Here is a 22,610-nt window from a genome sequence, read left to right as displayed (position 1 = left end):
GGACGTCGTCGCGCTCATCCCGGTCCGCGGTCGAGCCGACGGTAGCCGATGGCCTCGGACAGGTGGGCGGTGCCGATGTCCCCGGCCTCTGCGAGGTCCGCGATGGTGCGCGCCATGCGCAGGATGCGGTGGGTGGCGCGCGCCGACAGGCGCAGGCTGTCGAGCGCCCGCTCCAGCAGGGCCTGGTCGCGTGGCGCCAGGCGGCACGCCAGCTCCGTCTCGCGCTGGCCGAGGGCTGCGTTGAGCCTGCCGGCGCGTGCGAGCTGGCGCGCGCGCGCCGCCGCCACGCGCGCCGCGACCACCGCCGATGCCTCGCCCGGCGGCGCGTCCGTCCGCAGTTCCGAGGGACGCAGGCGCGGCACTTCCACGTGCAGGTCGATGCGGTCGAGCAGCGGGCCCGAGAGCCGCGCGCGGTACCGGGCGATCTGGTCCGGGCTGCAGCGGCAGCGCCCCGACGGGTCGCCGGCGTGACCGCAGGGGCAGGGGTTCATGGCCGCGACGAGCTGGAAGCGGGCCGGGAACTCGGCCTGCCGCGCCGCGCGCGAGATCGTGACGCGGCCCGATTCGAGCGGTTCGCGCAGCACCTCCAGCGCACTGCGCTGCCATTCCGCGAGCTCGTCCAGGAACAGCACGCCGTTGTGGGCGAGGGAGATCTCGCCGGGCCGCGGCTGCGCACCGCCACCGACCAGCGCGACCGCGCTGGCCGTGTGGTGCGGCGCCCGGAACGGGCGTTGGCGCCAGCGCGCCGGATCGAGTCCGTGCCCGCTGACCGAGGCCACCGCGGCGGTCTCCAGCGCTTCGGATTCCGACGCGGGCGGCAGCAGGCCGGGCAGGCGCGAGGCCAGCAGGGTCTTGCCGCAGCCCGGCGGGCCGATGAGCAGCAGGTGGTGGCCTCCGGCCGCGGCCACCTCCAGGGCGCGCCGCGCATGCGCCTGCCCGCGCACGTCGGCCAGGTCCGGATGCTGCGCCGGGACGGCTGCCGCGGCTTCCCGGGCGACCGGTGCCAGCGTCCTGCGCGCCTGCAGGTGGGCGCAGACCTCGAGCAGGGTCCGGGCGCCGTAGACGCACGCGCCGCCCACCAGGGCGGCTTCCGCGGCGCTGGCCTGCGGCAGCACGATGGCCCGCGCCTCGGCGGTCGCGGCGATGGCGGCGGGCAGCACGCCCTCGACGTGGCGAAGCTCGCCGGTCAGCGCCAGTTCGCCGACGAACTCCAGCTCGCGCAGCGCCTCGTTCGGGATCTGGCCGCTGGCTGCGAGGATGCCCAGCGCGATGGGCAGGTCGAAGCGGCCGCCTTCCTTGGGCAGGTCGGCGGGCGCCAGGTTGACGGTGATCCTGCGCGCCGGGAATTCGAGCTGGGCGCACTGGATGGCGGCGCGGACGCGGTCCTTGCTCTCGCGGACCGCGGCCTCGGGCAGGCCGACGATGGACAGGTTGGGCAGCCCGCCGGCGAGATGCACCTCCACGCGGACCGCGGGTGCCTGCACGCCGCGGCGTGCGCGGCTGTGCACGAGGGCGAGACTCATGCGCGAACTCCGTTTCTGCCTCCGCATGCCGTCCGTGGCATGCGGGCGCTGGATCAGGGGCGGGGGGCGGTGCCGTCGCCGAGGCGCGCCTCGAGCGCGGCCACGGCCTGTTCGAGCGCCTCCACCTTCTCGCGGGTGCGCAGCAGGACGGCGCGCTGCACCTCGTACTCCTCGCGGGTCACCAGGTCCAGCCTGGACAGGCCCGCCTGCAGGGTCGCCTTGAAGTTCTGCTGCAGCCCGTCGCCGGCCTCGCGCAGGCCGGGCGGTACCGCCTCGCTGAGGCGGCGGGCGAGGTCGTCGAGGGTCTTGAGGTCGATCATGGCGTGCGTCTGCGGGAGAGGGGGCAACGGTGCCGGAGCGGGCGCCGCCGCGGCATCGGAGGCCATCGCCGGGCGGGGTAGGAAAACCATGCGTCCGGGCGCGGGCGTCACCGGGCCCGGAGAACCCGCGATTCGAGCACGCGCGCGCGCGCCGATGCAATCGCGGGCCGCGCGGGCCCATACTCTCGCCCGGTCCTGCAGCGAGGTGCTCCACGATGAAGATGGTCATGGCGGTCATCAAGCCGTTCAAGCTCGACGACGTGCGCGAGGCGCTCTCCGACGTCGGCGTCACCGGCATCACGGTGACCGAGGTGAAGGGCTTCGGTCGCCAGAAGGGCCACACCGAGCTCTACCGCGGCGCGGAATACGTGGTCGACTTCCTGCCCAAGATCAAGCTGGAGGTCGCGGTCACCGACGACCAGGCCGAACGGGTGGTCGACGCCATCCTGCAGTCGGCCAGCAGCGGCAAGATCGGCGACGGCAAGGTCTTCGTCTACGACCTCGAGCGCGCGGTCCGCATCCGCACGGGCGAGCTGGATGCGGATGCGCTATAACGGCGCGTCTCGGTCGCTCGGGCCGGGCCGGTTCGTCAACGCAGTGCAGGGAGAGCAGTATGAAGACGTTCAAGATCGCGGCCTTCGCCGCAATGATGGCCTGCGCCTCGGCCGCAGGCGCACAGCAGATGCTGGTGGAGACCGACGCGGAGAAGATCCTCACGCAGCAGCGGCAGATTCGTACGGACCTGGAATCAGGAACCGGGCGCTATGCGGATACAAAATCGCATACGCGTGCGGCCATTCTGCGTGAGCAGGACGTGGTCTTCCGCCTTCTCGACGGCAGGAGCTCGTCCACCGAGCTCCGGCGCGACGATCAGATGGCGCTGTTCAACTCCCTCGAGGCGATCGCCGCGCTCATCAACGATGCTGAAGATGAACGCATGATCTGCGAGCGGCAGCGCGTCGTGGGAAGTAATCGGCGCGAGCGCGTATGCAAGACGGTTGCGCAGATCCGAATGGAACGCGAAGCTGCTGAGCGTGCTACTACTCGGCACGACAACAACTGCCCGGACTGCACAGCGACAGGATTTCGCAGGTTCTAAGCAGAGCTTCCTGCCTGCGTCGCTCAGTCCCCCAGCTCCTCGGCCAGGTACGGCGGCGTCGCCAGCGCGCCGCGGTGGATGGCGGCGGTGTAGTAGCGGGTCGCGAAGCCGGGCGACTCGGCATCGGCGCGGAAGGTCTCGAAGCCTTCCTCGCCCTTGCGCGCGAGGGTGCAGCTCCACCAGCCGGTGGGGTAGCAGGGCTGGGGGAAGGGCAGGGTCTTCAGCGCGCCGAAGCCGGCGTCGCGCATCGCCTGGCGCATGTCCTTCATGAGCTGCACGAGCGCCAGCGGCGACTCGGACTGCTGGACGAGGATGCCGCCGGGGCGCAGGGCCTTCAGGCAGCTTTCGTAGAAGGCGCGGTTGAACAGGCCCTCGGCCGGCCCGACCGGGTCGGTGGAGTCGACGATGACCACGTCGACGCTCTCCGCGCCGAGGTTCGCCATGTAGGCGATGCCGTCGTCGAACAGCAGCTCGGCGCGCGGATCGCCGTTGGACTCGCACAGTTCGGGGAAGTACTTCTCCGCCATGCGCGTCACCTGCTCGTCGATGTCGCACTGCACCGCCTTCTTCACGCCGCGGTGCTTGAGCACCTCGCGCAGGGTGCCGCAGTCGCCGCCGCCGATGATGACGACCGACTGCGGGTCCGGGTGGGCGAACAGCGCCGGGTGCGACATCATCTCGTGGTAGAGGAAGTTGTCGCGCGTGGTCAGCATGACCGCCCCGTCGATCACCATCAGGTTGCCCCAGTCGGTGGTCTCGTAGATCTCGATCTTCTGGAAGTCCGACTGCACCTGGTCGAGCTTGCGGGTGACGCGGAAGCCGATGGACGAGCCGGTGTGCTCGAAGTCCTCGCGGAACCAGGTGTCGGACATGGGGGGCGCTCCGGTGCGTGGCGAAATGGCTGCGGATTGTAGCGGAGCCGGTCTGCGGAACGCGCCATGCGGCTCGAGCCGGACGCGCTGGGCCGTGCGCGGATGCGGCGCCGACGCCGCGCGCGCTCCGGGGCGCACGACACGGCCTGAAGGCCCGCCCGCGCGCTCACGGTCCGCGCCCGGCACGGCCGCTACACTACGCGCCCCTTGCGCTTCCGGAACCCGCCGCCCATGTCCTGGTCGATCGACCGCGCCCGCCAGACCTACTCGATCCCGCACTGGTCGGAGGGCTATTTCGACGTCGGCGAGGACGGCCGCATGCTGGTGCGGCCGCGCGGCGCCGACGGCCCGGCCCTCGCGCTGGCCGACGTGGTCGAGCGCGCCCAGGCGGATGGGCTGAAGCTGCCCCTGCTGGCGCGCTTCTCCGACGTGCTCGGCGACCGTCTCGCCCGGCTGCAGGGCGCCTTCGCCCGCGCCATGGTCGACGCCGAGTACGGCGGCGGCTATACCGCGGTCTTCCCGATCAAGGTCAACCAGCACCGCGCGGTGGCGGGAGAGCTGGCCGAGTTCGGCCAGCGCAACAGCCCGGGCCCGGCCGTCGGCTTCGGCCTGGAGGCCGGCTCGAAGCCGGAGCTGATGGCCGTGCTGGCGCTGGCGGCGCCGGACTCGCTGGTGGTGTGCAACGGCTACAAGGACCGCGAGTACATCCGCCTGGCGCTGATCGGCCGCCGGCTCGGCATCCGCGTGTGCATCGTGATCGAAAAGCCCTCGGAGCTCGCACTGGTGATCGAGGAGTCCCGGGCTCTCGACGTCAGGCCGATGCTCGGCGTGCGCATGCGCCTGGCCTCGCTGGGCGCGGGCAAGTGGCAGAACTCCGGCGGCGACAAGGCCAAGTTCGGCCTGTCGCCGCGGCAGCTGGTCGACCTGACCGAGCGCCTGCGCGCGGCCGGGCTCGCCGACACGCTGGAGCTGCTGCATTTCCACATGGGCTCGCAGATCTCGAACGTGCGCGACATCGCCAGCGGCATGCGCGAGGCGGTGCGCTACTTCGTCGAGGTGTCCGGCCTCGGCTTCCCGATCCGCTACATGGACGTCGGCGGCGGCCTGGGCGTGGACTACGAGGGCACGCGCTCGCGCAGCTTCTGTTCGATCAACTACGGCCTGGACCAGTACGCGGCCAACATCGTGCAGCCGCTGGCCGAGGCCTGCGCCGAGCACGGGCTCGCGCCGCCGCGCATCGTGACCGAGTGCGGACGCGCCATGACCGCCCACCACGCGGTGCTGATCGCCAACGTCAGCGAGGTCGAGCGCGCGCCGGAGGGCGCGGTGCCGCCGCCCGAGGAAGGGGAGTCGGCGGTGCTGCGCCACCTGCGCGAGCTGCACGCCGACCTCGACGCGCGCCCGGCCGTGGAGTTGTTCCACGAGGCCCAGCACCATCTCGCCGAGGGCCAGACGCTGTACGCCCACGGCCAGATCGACCTGGTGCAGCGCGCGCGCATCGACGACCTGTTCTACGCCATCGCGCACGGGGTGCGCGCCCGGCTGAAGAGCGAGGAGAAGGGCCACCGCGCCGTACTCGACGAACTCGACGAGCGCCTGGTCGACAAGTACTTCGTGAACTTCTCGGTGTTCGAGTCGGTGCCGGACGTCTGGGCCATCGACCAGGTGTTCCCGATCGTCCCCATCGCGCGCCTGGACGAGGCGCCGACCCGGCGCGGCGTCATCGCCGACCTGACCTGCGATTCGGACGGCCGCATCGACGACTACGTGGACGACGGCGACCTCGACACCTCGATGGCGCTGCACGCGCCGCGCCCGGGCGAGAGCTACCGGATCGGCTTCTTCATGGTCGGCGCCTACCAGGACACGCTCGGCGACATCCACAACCTCTTCGGGGACACCGACACGGTGAACGTGCGCCTGACCGACGACGGCTACGATCTGGTGCGTTCGCGTCGCGGCGATACCTCGGACGTGATGCTCGACTACGTCGGCTACGACCTCGGCGCCCTCCGCGCCGCCTACCGCGAGAAGATCGCCGCAGCGGACCTGCCGACGGAGGAGGCGCGGGCATTCGAGGCCGCGCTCGAGACCGGCCTCACCGGCTACACCTACCTGGCGGACGAGCCGCAGGCGTGAGCGACGCGCTGGCGCCAGGCACGTATTTCCTCGTGCTCGCGATGCGCACGCCCGCTTTCGATCCCGCGGTCGGGCCGCGGCATCGCGTCTTCCTCGACGCGCTCGCGGCCGAGCGCCGGCTCGCCGCCACCGGTGGCTTCTCCGACGGGAGCGGCGGGGCCTACCTGCTCAGGGCCGCCGACCTGGACGAGGCCACGGCCATCGCCCACCGCGACCCGCTGCACCTCGAGGGTGCGTCGGTGCTTTCGGTCCGCGAGTGGGTGGTGCGCTGAGGGCGCTGTCCGGCGCTATGCCGGGTCGCCGCCGCGCGCGACCTGGAAGCCGGCGAAGGACTGGCTCACCGGCATCAGCTCGATGCGGTTGATGTTGAGGTGCGGCGGGAGGTTGGCGATCCACAGCAGGGTGTCGGCGATGTCCTCGGCCGTCATCGGGGTCGCGCCCCGGTAGAGGGCGTCCGAGGCCGCGCGGTCGCCGCCGGTGCGGACCAGGGTGAACTCGGTCTCGGCCATGCCGGGTTCGATCGAGGTCACCCGCACCCCGGTGCCGTGCAGGTCGGCGCGCAGGCCGAGCGAGAACTGCTGCACGAAGGCCTTGGTCCCGCCGTAGACGTTGCCGCCCGGATAGGGGTAGGTCGCCGCGACCGAGCTCATGTTGACGATGGCGCCGCGGCGTTCGATCAGACCGGGCAGCAGGCGGTGCGTGAGCGCCACGAGCGCGGACACGTTGGTGTCGATCATGGTGCGCCACTGCGCCAGGTCCGCCTTCTGGGCCGGTGCGGTGCCCAGCGCCAGGCCGGCGTTGTTGACCAGCAGGTCGATGCCCGCGAAGGCGGGCGGCAGGGCGTCCAGCGCGGCGTGCATGGCCGCCTCGTCCCGGATGTCGAAGGCGGCGGGATGGACGCGGTCTGCGCCATGGCGCTCCACCAGCGGCGCAAGCCGCTCGGCGCGGCGACCGGTCGCCACGACCCGCCAGCCGTCCGCCACGAAGCGCTCGACCGCCGCCGCGCCGAAGCCGGACGTTGCGCCGGTGATGAGTGCGGTGCGTGACATGGCGGCCTCGTGCGTTCGCGGAGAGGCCGCGACTGTAGCGGCCTGCCCGTCGGGCGCCAACAGCACGCGGATACGACGACGGCGCCGGTGGGCGCCGTCGTGGCTGCGAGCGTGGGCGTTCAGCGCGCCCGGACGGCGACGGCCGGGATTCCTCCGCTCTCCAGCGTGCCCTTCGCCCGCGCCAGCGCTTCGGCGCTGGGGAAGGGGCCGAGGCGGACCCGGTGGACGGTGTCGCCGTTGATGGTGGCCGCTTCGACTCGGGCCGACAGGCCCATGAGCGCGATGCGCGCCTTCAGCGCCTCGGCCTCGGCCGGGGCGCGGAAGGCGCCGGCCTGCAGCACGTAGGCCTCGTTGTTGGGCGCGGTCGGTGCGGGGGGCGGCGGCTGCGGTGCGGACGGCGTGTCGGGCGCAGTGGCCTCGGCCTCCGCCGCGGCCAGGCGCTCGGCGGCCGCGCGCTGCTGCGCGGCGCGCGCTTCGGCCTCCTGGCGTGCGCGGGCCTCGACCTCCGCGTCCGGCACCACCACCTCGCGCTCGGCCAGCACGGTGTAGAAGTCGTAGCGCGGCCGGCGCGGGGCGTCCTGCGCCACCGGGGCCTCCTCGATCGCCGGGGCCGGCGCCTGCGCCTGGGGATTGGGACGCGGTCCGGCGTCGGGCTCGCCGCCGAGGCGGGTCATCGCCACCACCGCGACCACCAGGCCGATCAGGATGCCGCCGACCAGCAGCAGCCAGCCCGGGACGCCGCCACCGCCGCCCTTGCCGCCGTTGCGGCGGGCCTGCGACTTGCCTCGCCGTGCCGCCATCACATCCTCTCCGGGGCGCTGACGCCCAGCAGGTCCAGCCCGTTGCGGATCACCTGGCGCGTGGCCAGCGCGAGCGCGATGCGCGCGTTGCGCACGTCGGCATCGTCCACGAGGAACTGCCCGGCGTGGTACCAGGTGTGGAAGGCGTTCGCCAGTTCGCGCAGCCAGCCCGCGATCAGGTGCGGCTCCAGCGCCTGCGCCGCGCTCTCGACCAGCTCGGGATAGCGCGACAGCTCGATCATCAGCGCCTGCTCCTCCGCGGTGGTCAGGCGGTCGAGCCTCGAAAGTCCGGCCGCGACGTCCAGGGCGATGCCGCGCTCGTCCGCCTGGCGCAGCACGCTGCACACCCGCGCGTGCGCGTACTGGATGTAGTAGACCGGATTGTCGTTGGACTGCGAGCGCGCCAGGTCGATGTCGAAGGTGAGCTGCGAGTCGGCCTTGCGCGCGATCAGGAAGTAGCGGGTGGCATCGCGGCCGGCCTCGTCGATGAGGTCGCGCAGGGTGACGTAGCTGCCGGCGCGCTTGGACAGCTTCACCTCCTCGCCGCCGCGCATCACCGTGACCATCTGGTGCAGGACGTACTCCGGCCAGCCCTTCGGGATGCCGATGTCGAGCGCCTGCAGGCCCGCGCGCACGCGCGCCAGCGAGCCGTGGTGGTCGGCGCCGAGCTCCGTGATCGCGCGCACGTAGCCGCGTTCCCACTTGGTCTGGTGGTAGGCCACGTCCGGCACGAAGTAGGTGTAGCTGCCGTCGGACTTGCGCATCACGCGGTCCTTGTCGTCGCCGAAGTCCGTGGACTTCAGCCACAGGGCGCCGCCCTCCTCGTAGGTGTGGCCGGCGGCGACGAGCTCCTGCACCGTCTTCTCCACCCGGCCGTCGGTGTAGAGCGAGGACTCCAGGTAGTAGACGTCGAAGCCGACGCCGAAGGCGGCCAGGTCCTCGGTCTGCTCGTGGCGGAGCACCGCCACGGCGAAGCGGCGGATGGCGTCGAGATCGTCCACGTCGCCCGACGCGACCACGTCGCGCCCGTCGGCATGGGCCGTCTCGCGGGCGAGGAAGGCGCGCGCGACCTCCTTGATGTACTCGCCGCGGTAGCCGTCGGCGGGCCAGCTGGGATCGTCCGGGTCGAGCCCGCGTGCGCGCGCCTGCACGGACAGCGCCAGGTTGTTGATCTGCGCGCCGGCGTCGTTGTAGTAGAACTCGCGCACCACGTCCCAGCCCGCCGCGGCCAGCAGGCGCGCGAGCGAATCGCCGATCGCCGCGGCGCGGCCATGCCCGACGTGCAGCGGCCCGGTCGGGTTGGCGGAGACGAACTCGATGCCCACGCGCTGGCTGCCGCCGAGGGTGCTGCGGCCGTAGGCATCGCCGGCGGCGTGGATGCGGCGGATCTCCGCGTGCCAGGCCTCGGGCGCGAGGTGCACGTTGATGAAGCCGGGCCCGGCGACCTCGACCCTGGCGATGGACGGAGAGGCCGGCAGCGCCGCGACCAGTTTCTCCGCCAGGTCGCGCGGCCTGGCGCGTGCCGGCTTCGCCAGCAGCATGGCCAGGTTGGCGGCGTAGTCGCCGTGCTCGCGCGAGCGCGTGCGCTCGACCACGAAATCGGGCGTGGCCAGGTCGGCAGGGACGGCGCCATCGCGGCGCAGGGTGTCGAGCGCGGTGGCGAGCAGCTCGCGCAGCTGGGACTTCACGTGGGCGATCCGGAACTGAAAGCGACCGCATAGTCTAGCGGGTCCGCGGGCTCGCCGCCGGTGTCACGCGGGTGCAACCCCTCTGGTCCAGACTGCCGCCCGTCGCAGGGATGCGGCCATCTCCGTCTCTCTCTCCAGGGGTGTGTTCGCCCGCCGCCGCGCGCGGAAGGGGCATGGGGCCGGCGCCGTGCCGGCCCTCCTTTTTTTTTCTTTCCCCACGGACGCCCCGTGGCGGCCGCGCCGGCGCGCCGCTCAGACCCAGCCGCGCGTCGCCAGCGAGACAGGCGGGCCGTCGCCGACGACGAAATGATCCAGGACGCGGACGTCCACCAGGGCCAGCGCCGACTTCAGCCGCAGGGTGACCGCACGGTCGGCCGCGCTGGGCTCGCTGCTCCCGCTGGGATGGTTGTGCCCCAGCATCAGCGCGGCGGCGTTGTGGGCGAGCGCGCGCTTCACGACCTCGCGCGCATGGACCTCGGCGCCGTCGATGGTGCCGCGGAACAGCTCCTCGAAGGCGATGACCCGATGGCGCGTGTCGAGGAACAGCACTGCGAACACCTCGTGCGGCAGCCCGCGCAGGCGGCGTGCGAAGTAGGCCCCGGCGCGCGCGGGATCGGTCAACGCCTCGCCGCGGGCGAGGTCGGCCGCCAGGTGGCGGGTCCCCAGCTCCAGCGCCGCGGTCAGGCTGCAGGCCCGCGCCGGCCCGAGCCCGCGCAGCCCCGCCAGGGCGGCCGGACCCGCGTCCAGCAGGCGGCGCAGCGGGCCGTGCTCGGCGAGCAGGCGGCGCGCGGTCGCCACGGCGTCCTCCCCCCGCAGTCCCGAGCCCAGGAAGATGGCGAGCAGCTCGGCGTCGCTCAGGGCGGCCGCGCCGCGGGCCAGCAGTTTCTCGCGTGGGCGTTCGTGCGCCGGCCATTCGTGGATGTGCATGGGCGGCAGTGTCCTGCGCACGCGGCGAGGGTGCCGTCGGGGTGCCCGCGGGCCCTGGAGTAAGCTAGCGCCCCCTTCCGAAGTAGGAATCCCCCGCAGGTGAGCGCTCTCGAGTCGGACCGCGTCCTGGTGTGCGTGGGCGGCGGCATCGCCGCCTACAAGGCCGCCGAACTCGTGCGCCGCCTGCGCGACGCCGGCGCGGAGGTGCAGGTGGCGATGACCGAGGCCGCCGGGCACTTCGTCGGCACCGCGACCTTCCAGGCCCTCTCCGGCCGCAGCGTGCGCACCACGCTGTGGGACGCCCAGGCCGAGGCGGCCATGGGCCACATCGAACTCGCGCGCTGGGCGACGCGGGTCGTGGTGGCGCCGGCCACCGCGGATCTCCTCGCCCGGCTCGCCCAGGGCATGGCGGACGACCTGGTGACCACGCTCTGCCTGGCCACGACCGCCCCCATCGCGGTCGCCCCGGCGATGAACAACCGCATGTGGGCGCACCCCGCCACGCAGGCCAACGTGGCCACGCTGCGGGCGCGTGGCGTGCAGGTCCTCGGCCCGGACGACGGCCCGCAGGCCTGCGGCGAGTTCGGCCCGGGCCGCCTGATGGAGCCCGACGCCATCGTCGCCGCGCTGCGGGGCACGACGGAGCCGGCGCTGGCCGCGCATCCGCAGGTGCTGGCGGGACGCCGCGTGGTGGTGAGCGCCGGCCCGACCTTCGAGGACATCGATCCGGTGCGCTACCTCGGCAACCGCAGCTCCGGGAAGATGGGCTTCGCCATTGCCGAGGCCGCGCGCGAGCTGGGCGCCGAGGTGGTGCTCGTGGCCGGTCCGGTGCACTTGCCGACGCCGCCGGGTGTGACCCGCGTCGACGTCCGCTCGGCGCGGCAGATGCGCGACGCGGTGATCGCCGCCCTGGCGCCGCAGGCCGACCTCTACGTCGGCGCGGCGGCGGTGGCCGACTATTCGCCGGTGCAGGGCGCGGACCACAAGATCAAGAAGACCAGCGCGACCCTCACCCTCGAACTCGCGCGCACGCCGGACATCCTCGCCGAGGTCGCACAGCGCACGCCGCGCCCGCGCCTGGTGGTGGGCTTCGCTGCGGAGACGCAGAACCTGGCCGCCTATGCGCGCGGCAAGCTCTACGCCAAGAACGTCGACGTCATCGCGGCGAACGCGGTCAGCGGCGCCGAGAGCGCCTTCGAGCGCGACGACAACGCCCTGCACGTGTTCTGGGACCAGGGCGAGACCGAGATCGCGCGCGCGCCCAAGCGCGACGTCGCCCGGCGCCTGCTCGCGCTCGTCGCCGAGCGGCTGGAGGCGGGCGCATGAGCGGCGCGACGATCGAGCTGAAGATCCTCGACCCGCGCCTCGGCACCGAGGTGCCGCTGCCCGCGTACGCCACGCCGATGTCCGCGGGCATGGACCTGCGCGCCATGCCGGAGGCGCCGGTGGAGCTCGCGCCCGGCGCCACCGCACTGCTTCCGACCGGCCTCGCCATCCACATCGGCGACCCCGGCCTGTGCGCGACCATCCTGCCGCGCTCCGGGCTCGGTCACCGCCACGGCATCGTGCTCGGCAACCTGGTCGGCCTGATCGACGCGGACTACCAGGGCCCGCTGATGGTCAGCGTCTGGAACCGCAGCGACACCGCCTTTACGATCGCGCCGGGGGACCGGATCGCGCAGCTCGTGCTGCTTCCGGTGGCGAGGGCCGCATTCCGGGTGGTCGACACCTTCGAAGCCAGCGAGCGCGGCGAAGGCGGGTTCGGTCACACCGGCGTGCGCTGACAGGGGGCAGGACATGGGGAAGGGAGTGGACCCGCGCGCCGCGCTGGGTCGGTTGTCGGGGGCCATGGATCGGCTGCTGCCGGTCTTCGCGCTGATCGCGCTCGGGCTTGCGGCGGTCTTCGTGGTGGACGGCGTCCAGCAGGGGTCGGCCGAGCGGATCGCCGCCGACGTGGACGCCGCGCGCGATCGCGCCGCCGCCACGGTCGGTGCGCGGCTGCAGGCGCTGCACGAGCGCTTCCAGGCGCGCAGCGAGGCGCCCGAGGTCGGCGCCGCGCTGGCCGCCGACGATCTCGAGGCCGCCGCCGCGGCCTTCGCCGCCGGCTGGAGCGAGGCCGAGGTGCAGATGCTGCCGCCGGATCTGGGCGCGGCCTACGCGGAACCCGAGGCCTTCGGCTACGGCAGGCTCGCCCTGCTCGAGTCGGTCCTGGCCGACAACGCCGTCCGCAGCGCCGTCGTGCGCGACGGGGCGGGCGCGCGGCTGGCCATGGCCGGTCCGCTGCTCCTCGACGGCAGCGTCCGTGCGATCGCCTACGCGAAGCTGCCGATCGATGCGCTCGGGTTCCCGCCGGGCCTGCCGGGGCCTGGCTATCTCGCGCTGCGCCAGCGCGCGCACACCGTGGCGGTCGCCGGCGATGCCGCGCTCGCCCCCTACAGCGAGGCGCGCGCGGTCCCCGTCGGCGACAGCGGCCTGCGCGTCGTCGCGGCGGCACCCGCCGCGGTCAGCGGCTACCTGGGCCTCGGCCGCACCTCGGAATTCGTCCTCGGCGGCGCCCTCGCGCTGGCAGGCATCGCCCTGCTGCTGGGCCGTCGGCGCCTGGCGGCGCGCGACAGCAGCCCGGAGGCACCGGCACCGACCCTGGCGGAGGCGCTCGAGCGCGCGCCGGTCGAAGCGCCCGCACCCGCGCCGGTGGCCGCGGCCCCGGCGAAGCCGGCGGAACAGGGCGTCGCGCTGGATCGCGGCATCTTCCGCGCCTACGACATCCGCGGCGTCGTCGGGCGCACGCTGGATGCCGGGATCGCCCGCGCCATCGGCCAGGCCATCGGCACCGTCATGCACGAGCAGTCGCTGCGCGAGGTCGTGGTGGGCCGCGACGGTCGGCTCTCGGGCCCGGGCCTGTCGGACGCGCTCATCGAGGGCCTGCGCGCCGCCGGCCGCGACGTGCTCGACATCGGCCTCGCGCCGACGCCGGTGGTCTACTTCGGCGCCTTCCACCTGCGTGCGGGCTCCTGCGTCGCCATCACCGGCAGCCACAACCCGGCGGACTACAACGGCTTCAAGATCGTGATCGGCGGGCAGACCCTCGCCAACGAGGCGATCGAAGACCTGTTCACGCGCATCGACCAGCAGCGCCTGCACGCGGCCGACGCGCCCGGCAGCCTGACCCGCCGCGACGTCTCCGCCGACTACGTCGCGCGCATCGCCGGGGACGTGATGCTGGACCGCCCGCTGCGCGTGGTGGTGGACGCCGGCAGCGGCGTGGCCGGCATGATCGCGCCGCAGGTGCTGGAGACCATCGGCGCGGAGGTCGATCCGCTGTACTGCGAGGTCGACGGCAGCTTCCCGCACCATCACCCCGATCCCGGCGACCCGAAGAACCTGGTCGACCTGATCGAGATCGTGAAGCGCCAGGACGCCGACCTCGGCCTCGCCTTCGACGGCGACGGCGACCGCCTCGGCGTGGTCACCCGGCGCGGCGAGATCATCTATCCGGACCGCCTGCTGATGCTGTTCGCGGCCGACGTGCTCGAGCGCAACCCCGGTGCCGCGGTGATCTACGACGTCAAGTGCACCGGCCACCTGGGTCCGCACATCCTGCGCAGCGGCGGCAGCCCGATGATGTGGAAGACCGGGCACTCGCTGATCAAGGCGAAGATGCGCGAGACCGGCGCGGAACTCGCCGGCGAGATGAGCGGGCACTTCTTCTTCAAGGAACGCTGGTACGGCTTCGACGACGGCATCTACGCCGCGGCGCGCCTGCTCGAGATCGTCGCGGCGCAGGACCGCGCGCCCGAGGAGCTGTTCGACGAACTGCCCACCGGCGTGGCCACGCCCGAGCTCAAGGTCGACACCGCCGAGGGCGCGAACCACGCCTTCGTCGAACGCTTCAGCGAGGCGGCGACGTTCGAGGGCGCCCGCGTGAGCACCATCGACGGCGTGCGCGCCGACTGGCCCGACGGGTTCGGCCTGTTGCGCGCCTCCAACACCACGCCGATCCTGGTGCTGCGCTTCGAGGGCCGCGACGAGGCGGCGCTGGCCCGCATACAGGACCTGTTCCGCGAGCGCATGCTCGCCGTCGATCCGACCCTGGTGCTGCCCTTCTGAGGCCGCCGGCCGCGCGCCGCGCTCAGCGCGCGCGCGCCGCCTGCAGTTCGCGGTAGCGCGCCAGGGTGTCGCGGTACTCGAGGTCGAGCGCGGCGCGCTCGGCCTCGCGCTGGTTCAGCGCGAGCAGCTGGTCGTCGAGCTGGGCCCGCTGGATCACCACGGACTCGCGCGTCCGTGCGGGCACCGCCCGGCCGGCCAGTTCCTGGTCCGCGGCGTGGCCCAGCAGGCTCATGAGGCTCTGCCGCTGGGCGTCGATGCCGATGCGCGTCGCCTTGAGCGTTTCCTCGAGCAGGCCGACACGCTCGTCGTAGGCGCGACGGAGGTCGGCCTCGGTGGGGTAGGAGCCCAGCAGCACGCCGTCGCGCTGGATCGCCTTCTCCTGCAGCTGCGCGGCCTGCGCGCGGCGCCGGGCCTCGGCCTCCGCTTCGGCGCGCTCCTCCGGGGTCAGCGCGCGCTCCACCTCGCCGGTGACCAGGCCGCTGGCGAAACTGATCTCGCGCCGCGCGCGGTCGACCTCTTCCGGCGGAAGGTGGTCGCTGTACCGGACCTGGCCGTCCCCATCCACCCAGCGGTAGAGCTTCTGTGCGTGGGCAACGCCCGCCGCCGCGAGCGCGACGGCGATGCAGCCGACGATGATGCGCATCTCGATGTCCCCCCGGACCGCAGCGGCGTCACGCGCTGCCGTACTGCGCACGATACGCGACCAGGCGCTCCCGGTGCAGCGCCAGCTCCGGCCGTTCGTCGGCGTAGGCGAGCAGTGCGTCGAGACCCGCCACCGCGACCACCGGCAGCCCGAAGTCCGCGGTGACCTCCTGGGCGGCCGAGCGCTCACCCTGCATGCCGCGCTCCTGGCGGTCGAGCGCGATCAGGACGCCCGCCGGAACGCCGCCGGCCGCGCGGATGTGGCCGAGCGCCTCGCGGACGGCGGTGCCGGCGGTGATCACGTCGTCCACGATGAGTACCCGCCTTCCCGCGAGCGGCGCGCCGATGAGAGTGCCGCCCTCGCCGTGGGCCTTGGCCTCCTTGCGGTTGAAGGCCAGCGGCAGGTCGCGCCCGCGGGCCGCGAGCGCCACGCCCAGCGCGGTCGCCAGAGGAATGCCCTTGTAGGCGGGCCCGAAGGCGACCTCGACCTCGAGGCCGGAGGCGGCGAGCGCGTCCGCGTAGCAGGCCCCGAGCGCGGCCAGCGCCGCGCCCGAGTCGAAACGGCCGGCATTGAAGAAGTACGGGCTCACGCGGCCCGACTTGAGCGTGAAGTCGCCGAAGCGCAGGACCTCGCGCTCCAGCGCGAGGTCGAGAAAGCGGCGTTGGTGGTCGAGCACGACGGTTCCCGGCGGTGAGGGGGCGCCATTCTGCCGCAAGCGCCGCCGGGCCCGCCCGGGCTGGGCCCGCCCGCGCGCGCCGCGTAAGCTTCGGGGCCGGTTCCCGTGTTTCCCCCGCATGCGCATCGTCAGCTTCAATGCCAACGGCCTCCGCTCCGCCGCGAGCAAGGGCTTCTTCGAGTGGTTCGCCGCGCAGGACGCGGACATCCTCTGCCTGCAGGAGACCAAGGCGCAGGAGCACCAGTTGCGCATGCCCGAGTACCTGCCCGCCGGCTACACCGCCTACTTCCGCGACGCCACGACCAAGAAGGGCTACAGCGGTGTCGGCATCTACACCCGGCGCGAGCCCGACGAGGTCCGCACCGCGCTCGGGCGGCCGGACTTCGACGAGGAGGGCCGCTACATCGAGGCGCGCTACGGCAACCTCAGCGTGGTGTCCTTCTACATTCCGTCCGGCTCGTCGGGGGAGGTCAGGCAGGCGTACAAGTTCGAGATCATGGCCTGGCTGAAGCCCATCCTCGACGAGTGGCTGGCCAGCGGCCGCGACTACGTGCTGTGCGGCGACTGGAACATCGTGCGCAGCGCGCTCGACATCCGGAACTGGAAGTCCAACCAGAAGAACTCCGGCTGCCTGCCGCCCGAGCGCGACTGGCTCAACGGCCTGTGCGCCGACGCCGGCGGCTGGGTCGATGCCTACCGCGCGCTCCATCCCGACGGCCAGGACTACACCTGGTGGTCGGCCCGGGGCGCCGCGCGCGCCAACAACGTCGGGTGGCGCATCGACTACCAGCTGGTCACGCCGTCGCTGCGGCCGCGCCTGCGCGGCTGCAGCATCCATCCCGAGCCGCGGTTCTCCGACCACGCGCCGTTCGTGGTCGACTACGCCGAATGAGCGCGTCCGCGACCCACCGGGGCTGGCGCGGCGTCGTCGCGGCCTTCGGTACCCCCTCCGCACTGACCCTGTTCCTGTTCGGGTTCGGCTGCGGCCTGCCCTTCCTGCTGGTCGGCTACACCCTGTCGATCTGGCTCCGCGACAGCGGCTGGGACCTCGGCCCGATCGGGCTGGTCAGCTACATCACCTTCTTCTACGTCTTCAAGTTCCTGTGGGCGCCGCTGCTCGATACCCGACGCGCCCCGGTGTTCGGCGTGCTCGGGCGACGGCGCGGCTGGCTGGCCGTCTCGCAGATCTTCCTGCTCCTCGGCCTGGCGGCCATGGGCCTGGTGGGACCCGGCGTCTCCGTGCCGCTGTTTCTGTGCATGGTCGCGCTGACGGCCCTGGCCGGCGCCAGCCAGGACATCATGGTCGATGCCTATCGCATCGAGATCGCGCCGCTGGAGGCGCAGGGCGCGCTCGCGGCGACCTACATCCTCGGTTATCGCATCGGCCTCATCTGCGGCGGCTCGCTGGCCCTGTACCTCGCCGAGTTCGGCGGCTGGGGCACGGCCTACCTGGTGATGGCCGCCCTGGTGCTGCCGCCGCTGCTGGCGACCCTGCTCTCCAGGGAGCCGGTCGCCCCGGCGCGCACGGGCGCCGAGCGCCCGTCCTTCGGCGAGGCCTACGTGCAGCCGGTGCTCGCCTTCTTCCGGCACAAGGGCGTCTGGTTCGGCCTGGCGCTGCTCGCCTTCGTCGGGCTGTTCAAGCTGCCGGACCAGATGCTCGGCGTGATCGCGGGTCCGTTCTACCGGGACTCGGGCTTCAGCAAGAGCGAGATCGGGACGGTGTCCGGGCTCTACGGCGTCTGGATCGGCATCGCCGGCGCCTTCCTCGGCGGCATCGCGGTCGCCGCCTGGGGCATGCGCCTGCCGCTGGTGCTCGCGGCCTTCGGGGTCGCGCTGTCGAACCTGCTGTTCATCCTGATGGCGCTGTATCCCGGCGAACTGTGGACCTTCGTGCTGACCATCAGCGGCGACAACATCGCCCAGGGATTCGCCGGGACCGTCCTGGTGGCCTTCATGTCGAGCCTGGTGGACCGGAGCTACACGGCCACGCAGTACGCCCTGCTCAGCTCGCTGGCCAACCTTCCGGGCAAGCTGATCGGCGGCGTCTCCGGCTACATGGCCGGGAGCTGGGGGTATTCGGGCTTCTTCGTGTTCAGCACGCTCTCGATCGTGCCGACCCTGCTCGTGCTCGCCTGGCTGTGGCCGCGCATCTCGGGCGCCGGCACGTCTGCGGAACGGAGCTGACGGAGACACCATGGCCGACATCCTGCTGCGGGACATCGACCCCCAGATGACCGAGCGCATCATGGCCATCGCGCGGGAGCGCGACTGGCCGATCCAGGACGTGGTCCTGCATCTTCTGAGGCAGAGCCTGGGGCTCGCCGAGCCGCTGGCGCCGGTGCCGGGCGACATCGCGCGCCTGTCGGGGGCCTGGGAGGACAGCGAATCGCGTGCGTTCGGCGATGCCCTGCGCGCCCTGGAAAGCCTGCCGACGCCCGACCCGTGACGTCGCCGCCGGCGGTCGCCGCCGCCCGGCCGTCCTAGTCGCGGGGAACGCCGGCCGGGTGGATCGCGCCGAGCACGCGCGGGCCGCGCGCGCCGGTCACCTCCGGGCGGTTGCCGGGGCGGCCGGCGAGCGTCTCGCGCGCCAGCCACGCGAAGCCCATGGCCTCGACGAAGTCCGGGTCGAGGCCGAACGCCGCGGTGGACGCCACCTCGACGTCCGGCAGGTGCGCCGCGAGCCGCGCCATCAGCGTGCGGTTGTGGACGCCGCCGCCGCAGACCAGCAGACGCGCCGTCCCGGGCTGCTCGCGCCGCAGCGCATCGGCGACGGTCCGGGCGCTCAGCTCGCACAGGGTGGCCTGGACGTCGGCCGGCGCCCGCACGGCGCCCCGAAGATGCGTCTCCAGCCAGCCGAGATGGAACTGGTCGCGCCCGGTGCTCCTGGGCGGCGGGAGCGCGAACCATGGCTCGGCGAGCAGCGCGTCCAGCAGGCCGTCGTCGATCGAGCCGCTCGCCGCCCACGCACCGCCGGCGTCGTAGCCGGCACCGGTATGCCGCTGGCACCAGGCGTCCATCAGGCCGTTGGCGGGGCCGGTGTCGAAGCCGCGGACCGGCCCCGCCGGCGGAAGCAGAGTGAGGTTGCCGATGCCGCCCAGGTTGAGCACGGCGCGCGGCTCCTCCGGGTGGGCGAGCACGGCGGCGTGGAAGGCGGGCATCAGCGGGGCGCCATGCCCGCCCGCGGCCACGTCGCGGCGGCGGAAGTCGGCCACGGTGGCGATCCCGGTGCGCTCCGCGAGCACTGCCGCATCGCCCACCTGCATCGAGAACGGCCAGGGCGGGAGCACGCGGTGCCGGAGCGTCTGTCCGTGCGAGCCGATGGCGACGACCGCCGAAGGCGCTACCCCCGCCGTCTCCAGCAGGGCCAGCGCGGCGTCCGCGAAGGCGTGGCCGATGCGCACGTCGAGCTCGCCCAGCGTGTCCAGGTCGATCCGTCCGTCCTGCTGCGAGTGCGCCAGCACCGCCGCGTGCAGTTCCGGCACGTACGGCACCGTCCGCGCCGCGACCAGGACAGGGCGCGCGCCGAAGCGCACCAGGGCCGCGTCGATGCCGTCGGCGCTGGTGCCGGAGATCAGGCCGAGGTAGAGCGGAGCGGGTGCCTGGCTGTCCATGCGTTCTCCCGGAAGCCGGATACGGCGCGGGCCGGAAGAATCCGGCCCGCGCGAGGATGCGATGCGGTGTCGTGCGTCAGTTGAGCGAGGTGCTGGCCTCGCGTGCCGCCAGATGGCGCCCCTCGAGCATCTCGAGCTGCGCCAGCGCCGGCCCGGCCACCGCCCGGAACTGCGCCATCGCAGCGCCCTTCAGGGGCTCCGGCGGCGGCATGGTCACCGTGGTCGGATCGCGGTGCTGCCCGTTCACGCGGAACTCGTAGTGCAGGTGCGGGCCGGTGGCCAGGCCCGACATGCCGACGTAGCCGATGACGGCGCCCTGGCTCACGCGCTGGCCGGTCTTGTACCTGCCCAGCCGCGACATGTGCGCGTACAGCGTGGTGTGGCCGTTGCCGTGATCGACGATCACCGTGCGGCCGTAGCCGCCCCGGTTGCCCGCGAAGGCGATGCGCCCGTCGCCGGCCGCCATGATCGGGGTGCCGGTGGGCGCGGCATAGTCCACGCCGTTGTGCATGCGCATCTTGCCGAGGATCGGGTGGCGCCGCGCGCCGAAGGTGGAGCTGATGCGGGCGAACTCCACCGGCATGCGCATGAAGCTCTTCTTGAGCGGGCGCCCGTCGGCGCTGAAGTACTCGCTCTTGCCGTCGCGCTCGAAGCGCACCGCGGTGTAGCGCTTGCCGCGATTGGTGAAGCTGGCGGCGACGATGTCGCCGGTGCGCAGGCGCTCGCCGTCGCGCCAGACTTCCTCGTAGATCACGCTGAAGTGGTCGCCCTCGCGGAGGTCCTGGCCGAAGTCGATGTCGTAGGAGAAGACGTTGGCCATCGTGTTGACGATGGCGTTGGACACGCCGGCGCGCGCGGCGGCGGCATAGAGCGAGCTGGTGATCTCGCCGCTGGCCACGAGGGTGCGGCGCTCGAGCTCGCGCTCGGTGACGTTCTCCTTGATCCCGCCGTCCTCGAGCACCAGTTCGACGTGCTCGTTCTCGCCGCGGGCGAAGCGCAGCGCGCGCAGCTCGCCGGGCTCGGGCACGTCGAACGCGAACTCGTCGCCTGCGCGCACCCGCGTGAGCGCCTCGCGCGCACCGGGGTGCTGGAGCAGGCGGTGCAGCGTGTTCGCAGACAGGCCGAGGTCGGAGAACACACCGCCCAGCGTCTGACCCTGTGCGATCTGGACCGTGCGCCAGGTGTCGACCGGCGCCTCCTCCGCGATGGGATCCTCCTCGATCGGGAGCACGCTGCGTGGCGGCAGGGGGAGGGCGATCGCCCGCGTCACCTGCTCCGGCTCGGCGGCAGGCGGCGCCGCGGAGAAGCCCGGCACGATGGCGGCGACGAGGACGCCGACGCAGCCGATGAGGCTCGCCGTCGCCCAGTGGTCGCGGGTCCAGCGGCCACGGAAGGTCGTGATCGGGGTCCTCGGGGTTCGCGTACCCTTCATCGAGGGTTGCGTCGCTGGCGTCTGGCGCGCAGCGGCGCCGTGATCGAAGGTGTCGCGTTCGGTCACTGTTCGTTCCGGTGAAGGCGGCGTCGGCAGGTACCATAACGAGGTTCAAAAGCCCTCGTCAAACCCTTGTATCGCTTAGGTTTTTTGCCGGCGGCACTTAACTTCGATTTAACTCCGTCTTAACCTCGCGTCGCATTTCTCATCACAATCCATCGACCATGACCGAAATTCACAGCGCCCTCGACCTAATCGCGCGCGGGGCACACGACATCGTGAAGCGCGAGGAGCTGGAGGCGCGCCTGCGCCTGGGGCGCCCCCTGCGGGTGAAGGCGGGCTTCGACCCGACCGCCCCCGACCTGCATCTCGGTCACACGGTCCTGCTCAACAAGATGAGGCAGTTCCAGGACCTGGGGCACACCGTGATCTTCCTGATCGGCGACTTCACCGGGATGATCGGCGACCCGACGGGCAAGAACGTCACCCGCAGGCCGCTGACGCGGGAGGACGTCGAGGCCAACGCCCGGACCTACGAGGCGCAGGTCTACAAGGTGCTCGACCGCGATCGGACCGAGGTGCGCTTCAACTCCGAATGGTTCGGACGCATGGGCGCGGCCGACATGATCCGGCTCGCCTCGCAGCACACGGTGGCCCGGATGCTGGAGCGCGACGACTTCTCCAAGCGCTTCCACGGCCAGCAGCCGATCGCGATCCACGAGTTCCTCTACCCGCTGGTGCAGGGGCACGACTCGGTCGCGCTGCAGGCGGACGTCGAACTCGGCGGGACGGACCAGACCTTCAACCTGCTGATGGGCCGCGCGCTGCAGGAGCACGCCGGGCAGCCGCCGCAGGTCGTCCTGACCATGCCGTTGCTGGAGGGCCTGGACGGCGTCAACAAGATGTCCAAGTCGCTCGGCAACTACATAGGTGTGGACGAGCCGGCGATCGACATCGTCACCAAGACGCTCAAGATCGGGGACGATCTGATGTGGCGCTGGTTCGAGCTGCTGAGCTTCGAGGTCTCGATGGCCGAGCTCGCGCGCATGCGCGTCGAGGTCGAGGCCGGCCAGCTCAATCCGCGCGATGCCAAGCTGCGGCTGGCGCGCGAACTCGCCGCCCGCTTCCACGGCGCTGCCGCGGCGGACCAGGCCATCGCGGGCTGGCACGCAGTGGTCCGGGGCGAAGGCGACACCTCCCTGCTTCCCCTGTCCGAGATCCCCGTGCCCGCGGACGGCCTGCGCGTGGCGGCCCTGCTGACGGCCGCGGGCCTGACGCCCTCCAACTCCGAGGCCATGCGCAAGCTCAGGGAGCGTGCTGTACGGATCGACGGGGCCGTGGTCGAGGACCCCCAGCGCGTGCTCGGCCCGGGCTTCGAGGGCGTGTTGCAGGTCGGCAAGCGCAGCTTCGCCCGCGTCGCCCTCCGGCCTTCCTGACCCGGCCGGATGAGCGGACGCACAACGCCGGTGAAAAAACTTTCAAGAAAGTAGTGGCAAATCTGCAATGACCCTGTAAGATGCGCGGCTCGCTGAGGCGCCACCGACGAAAGGTCGGCAGGCTCCGAGGCGGGCCCCCGGGAGGGGCCGCCCGTTCGATCTGCTGGCATGAGGGACCGGACGGGGTGACGAAAGAAACTTCGTCACAGGGTGTTGACGAGCCGCGAATCTCATGTATGATGAGCGGCTCCCCGGGGCGAGAGTCGCGGGGCCGGAAGAGGGAAGCGA

The 22,610-nt window shown here is 72.5% G+C and carries 22 protein-coding genes; 11 read left to right on the top strand and 11 right to left on the bottom strand.

The genetic code is table 11. The features are described 5' to 3' along the window. Positions 1-14: 14 nt before the first annotated feature. Positions 15-1,523: a YifB family Mg chelatase-like AAA ATPase gene (locus ACFO3Q_RS04380; RefSeq protein ID WP_377003420.1), complete on the bottom strand. Its 1,509-nt coding sequence runs from the start codon at positions 1,521-1,523 to the stop codon at positions 15-17. 53 nt (positions 1,524-1,576) lie between these two features. Next, a complete protein-coding gene (gene ubiK, locus ACFO3Q_RS04375; RefSeq protein ID WP_377003419.1) occupies positions 1,577-1,843 on the bottom strand; it encodes a ubiquinone biosynthesis accessory factor UbiK in 267 nt (88 codons plus the stop codon). Positions 1,844-2,058: 215 nt separating this feature from the next. Between ubiK and ACFO3Q_RS04370 the strand changes: the two genes are divergently transcribed. Beyond that, positions 2,059-2,397, top strand: coding sequence for a P-II family nitrogen regulator (locus tag ACFO3Q_RS04370; RefSeq protein WP_377003418.1), 339 nt, complete (start codon positions 2,059-2,061; stop codon positions 2,395-2,397). Between the two features lie 59 nt (positions 2,398-2,456). Continuing rightward, entirely contained in the window at positions 2,457-2,942 is a 486-nt protein-coding gene (locus tag ACFO3Q_RS04365; RefSeq protein ID WP_377003417.1) for a hypothetical protein, read from the top strand. Between the two features lie 23 nt (positions 2,943-2,965). Here ACFO3Q_RS04365 and speE read toward each other — a convergent pair whose 3' ends face one another. After that, positions 2,966-3,814, bottom strand: a complete 849-nt coding sequence (gene speE / locus ACFO3Q_RS04360; protein WP_377003416.1) for a polyamine aminopropyltransferase — start codon at positions 3,812-3,814, stop codon at positions 2,966-2,968. A gap of 231 nt (positions 3,815-4,045) precedes the next feature. Between speE and speA the strand changes: the two genes are divergently transcribed. Together speA and ACFO3Q_RS04350 are read left to right on the top strand one after the other, a co-directional pair. Then, a complete protein-coding gene (gene speA, locus ACFO3Q_RS04355) occupies positions 4,046-5,953 on the top strand; it encodes a biosynthetic arginine decarboxylase (RefSeq protein WP_377003415.1) in 1,908 nt (635 codons plus the stop codon). Continuing rightward, positions 5,950-6,225 carry a YciI family protein gene (locus ACFO3Q_RS04350; RefSeq protein ID WP_377003414.1) on the top strand — a complete coding sequence of 92 codons (276 nt, stop codon included), beginning with the start codon at positions 5,950-5,952 and terminating at the stop codon, positions 6,223-6,225. Before speA ends, ACFO3Q_RS04350 begins: the two co-directional genes overlap by 4 nt. A gap of 15 nt (positions 6,226-6,240) precedes the next feature. Here the strand turns inward: ACFO3Q_RS04350 and ACFO3Q_RS04345 are convergent, their stop codons facing one another. From ACFO3Q_RS04345 to radC, 4 genes are all read right to left on the bottom strand, one after another. Further along, entirely contained in the window at positions 6,241-7,002 is a 762-nt protein-coding gene (locus tag ACFO3Q_RS04345) for an SDR family NAD(P)-dependent oxidoreductase (RefSeq protein WP_377003413.1), read from the bottom strand. A gap of 119 nt (positions 7,003-7,121) precedes the next feature. Next, positions 7,122-7,802, bottom strand: a complete 681-nt coding sequence (locus ACFO3Q_RS04340; RefSeq protein ID WP_377003412.1) for an SPOR domain-containing protein — start codon at positions 7,800-7,802, stop codon at positions 7,122-7,124. After that, a complete protein-coding gene (gene argS, locus ACFO3Q_RS04335) occupies positions 7,802-9,490 on the bottom strand; it encodes an arginine--tRNA ligase (protein ID WP_377003411.1) in 1,689 nt (562 codons plus the stop codon). Before argS ends, ACFO3Q_RS04340 begins: the two co-directional genes overlap by 1 nt. A gap of 252 nt (positions 9,491-9,742) precedes the next feature. Further along, positions 9,743-10,417, bottom strand: a complete 675-nt coding sequence (radC, locus tag ACFO3Q_RS04330) for a RadC family protein (RefSeq protein ID WP_377003410.1) — start codon at positions 10,415-10,417, stop codon at positions 9,743-9,745. Positions 10,418-10,516: 99 nt separating this feature from the next. On the opposite strand from radC, the gene coaBC reads away from it, so the two are divergent. The 3 genes from coaBC to ACFO3Q_RS04315 all read left to right on the top strand — a co-directional run bounded on the left by coaBC (position 10,517) and on the right by ACFO3Q_RS04315 (position 14,524). Then, positions 10,517-11,743, top strand: a complete 1,227-nt coding sequence (gene coaBC, locus ACFO3Q_RS04325) for a bifunctional phosphopantothenoylcysteine decarboxylase/phosphopantothenate--cysteine ligase CoaBC (RefSeq protein WP_377003409.1) — start codon at positions 10,517-10,519, stop codon at positions 11,741-11,743. Then, complete coding sequence (gene dut / locus ACFO3Q_RS04320; RefSeq protein ID WP_377003408.1) at positions 11,740-12,201, top strand: dUTP diphosphatase; 462 nt, start codon at positions 11,740-11,742, stop codon at positions 12,199-12,201. The genes coaBC and dut overlap by 4 nt, the downstream gene beginning before the upstream one ends. A gap of 64 nt (positions 12,202-12,265) precedes the next feature. Further along, a complete protein-coding gene (locus tag ACFO3Q_RS04315; protein ID WP_377003407.1) occupies positions 12,266-14,524 on the top strand; it encodes a phosphomannomutase/phosphoglucomutase in 2,259 nt (752 codons plus the stop codon). A 22-nt stretch (positions 14,525-14,546) separates the two neighbouring features. Here ACFO3Q_RS04315 and ACFO3Q_RS04310 read toward each other — a convergent pair whose 3' ends face one another. Next, on the bottom strand, positions 14,547-15,167 hold the full coding sequence (locus ACFO3Q_RS04310; protein WP_377003406.1) for a DUF4124 domain-containing protein: 621 nt from the start codon (positions 15,165-15,167) through the stop codon (positions 14,547-14,549). A 28-nt stretch (positions 15,168-15,195) separates the two neighbouring features. Next, positions 15,196-15,843 (bottom strand): orotate phosphoribosyltransferase, encoded by a 648-nt coding sequence (gene pyrE, locus ACFO3Q_RS04305; RefSeq protein ID WP_377003405.1) that lies wholly within the window; start codon positions 15,841-15,843, stop codon positions 15,196-15,198. Positions 15,844-15,961: 118 nt separating this feature from the next. Here pyrE and ACFO3Q_RS04300 point away from each other — a divergent pair, with 118 nt between their 5' ends. Genes ACFO3Q_RS04300 through ACFO3Q_RS04290 form a run of 3 tightly spaced genes read left to right on the top strand, consistent with a single transcriptional unit; the run spans position 15,962 to position 18,289 of the window. After that, positions 15,962-16,735, top strand: a complete 774-nt coding sequence (locus ACFO3Q_RS04300) for an exodeoxyribonuclease III (RefSeq protein ID WP_377003404.1) — start codon at positions 15,962-15,964, stop codon at positions 16,733-16,735. Continuing rightward, positions 16,732-18,027 carry an AmpG family muropeptide MFS transporter gene (locus tag ACFO3Q_RS04295; protein ID WP_377003403.1) on the top strand — a complete coding sequence of 432 codons (1,296 nt, stop codon included), beginning with the start codon at positions 16,732-16,734 and terminating at the stop codon, positions 18,025-18,027. The genes ACFO3Q_RS04300 and ACFO3Q_RS04295 overlap by 4 nt, the downstream gene beginning before the upstream one ends. Positions 18,028-18,037: 10 nt before the next feature. Then, positions 18,038-18,289, top strand: coding sequence for a hypothetical protein (locus ACFO3Q_RS04290; RefSeq protein ID WP_377003402.1), 252 nt, complete (start codon positions 18,038-18,040; stop codon positions 18,287-18,289). Positions 18,290-18,323: 34 nt separating this feature from the next. Here ACFO3Q_RS04290 and ACFO3Q_RS04285 read toward each other — a convergent pair whose 3' ends face one another. Together ACFO3Q_RS04285 and ACFO3Q_RS04280 are read right to left on the bottom strand one after the other, a co-directional pair. Further along, positions 18,324-19,454 carry an anhydro-N-acetylmuramic acid kinase gene (locus ACFO3Q_RS04285; protein WP_377003401.1) on the bottom strand — a complete coding sequence of 377 codons (1,131 nt, stop codon included), beginning with the start codon at positions 19,452-19,454 and terminating at the stop codon, positions 18,324-18,326. A 76-nt stretch (positions 19,455-19,530) separates the two neighbouring features. After that, entirely contained in the window at positions 19,531-20,886 is a 1,356-nt protein-coding gene (locus tag ACFO3Q_RS04280; RefSeq protein WP_377003400.1) for a peptidoglycan DD-metalloendopeptidase family protein, read from the bottom strand. Between the two features lie 224 nt (positions 20,887-21,110). Between ACFO3Q_RS04280 and tyrS the strand changes: the two genes are divergently transcribed. Then, positions 21,111-22,322, top strand: coding sequence for a tyrosine--tRNA ligase (gene tyrS, locus ACFO3Q_RS04275; RefSeq protein WP_377003399.1), 1,212 nt, complete (start codon positions 21,111-21,113; stop codon positions 22,320-22,322). The last annotated feature ends 288 nt before the right edge of the window (positions 22,323-22,610 follow it).

Source organism: Coralloluteibacterium thermophilum (assembly GCF_042654365.1).
Taxonomy (GTDB): Bacteria; Pseudomonadota; Gammaproteobacteria; order Xanthomonadales; family Xanthomonadaceae; genus Coralloluteibacterium; species Coralloluteibacterium thermophilum.
The sequence above is the reverse complement of the archived record's forward strand: the minus strand, read 5'-3'. Positions and strand labels throughout refer to the sequence as shown.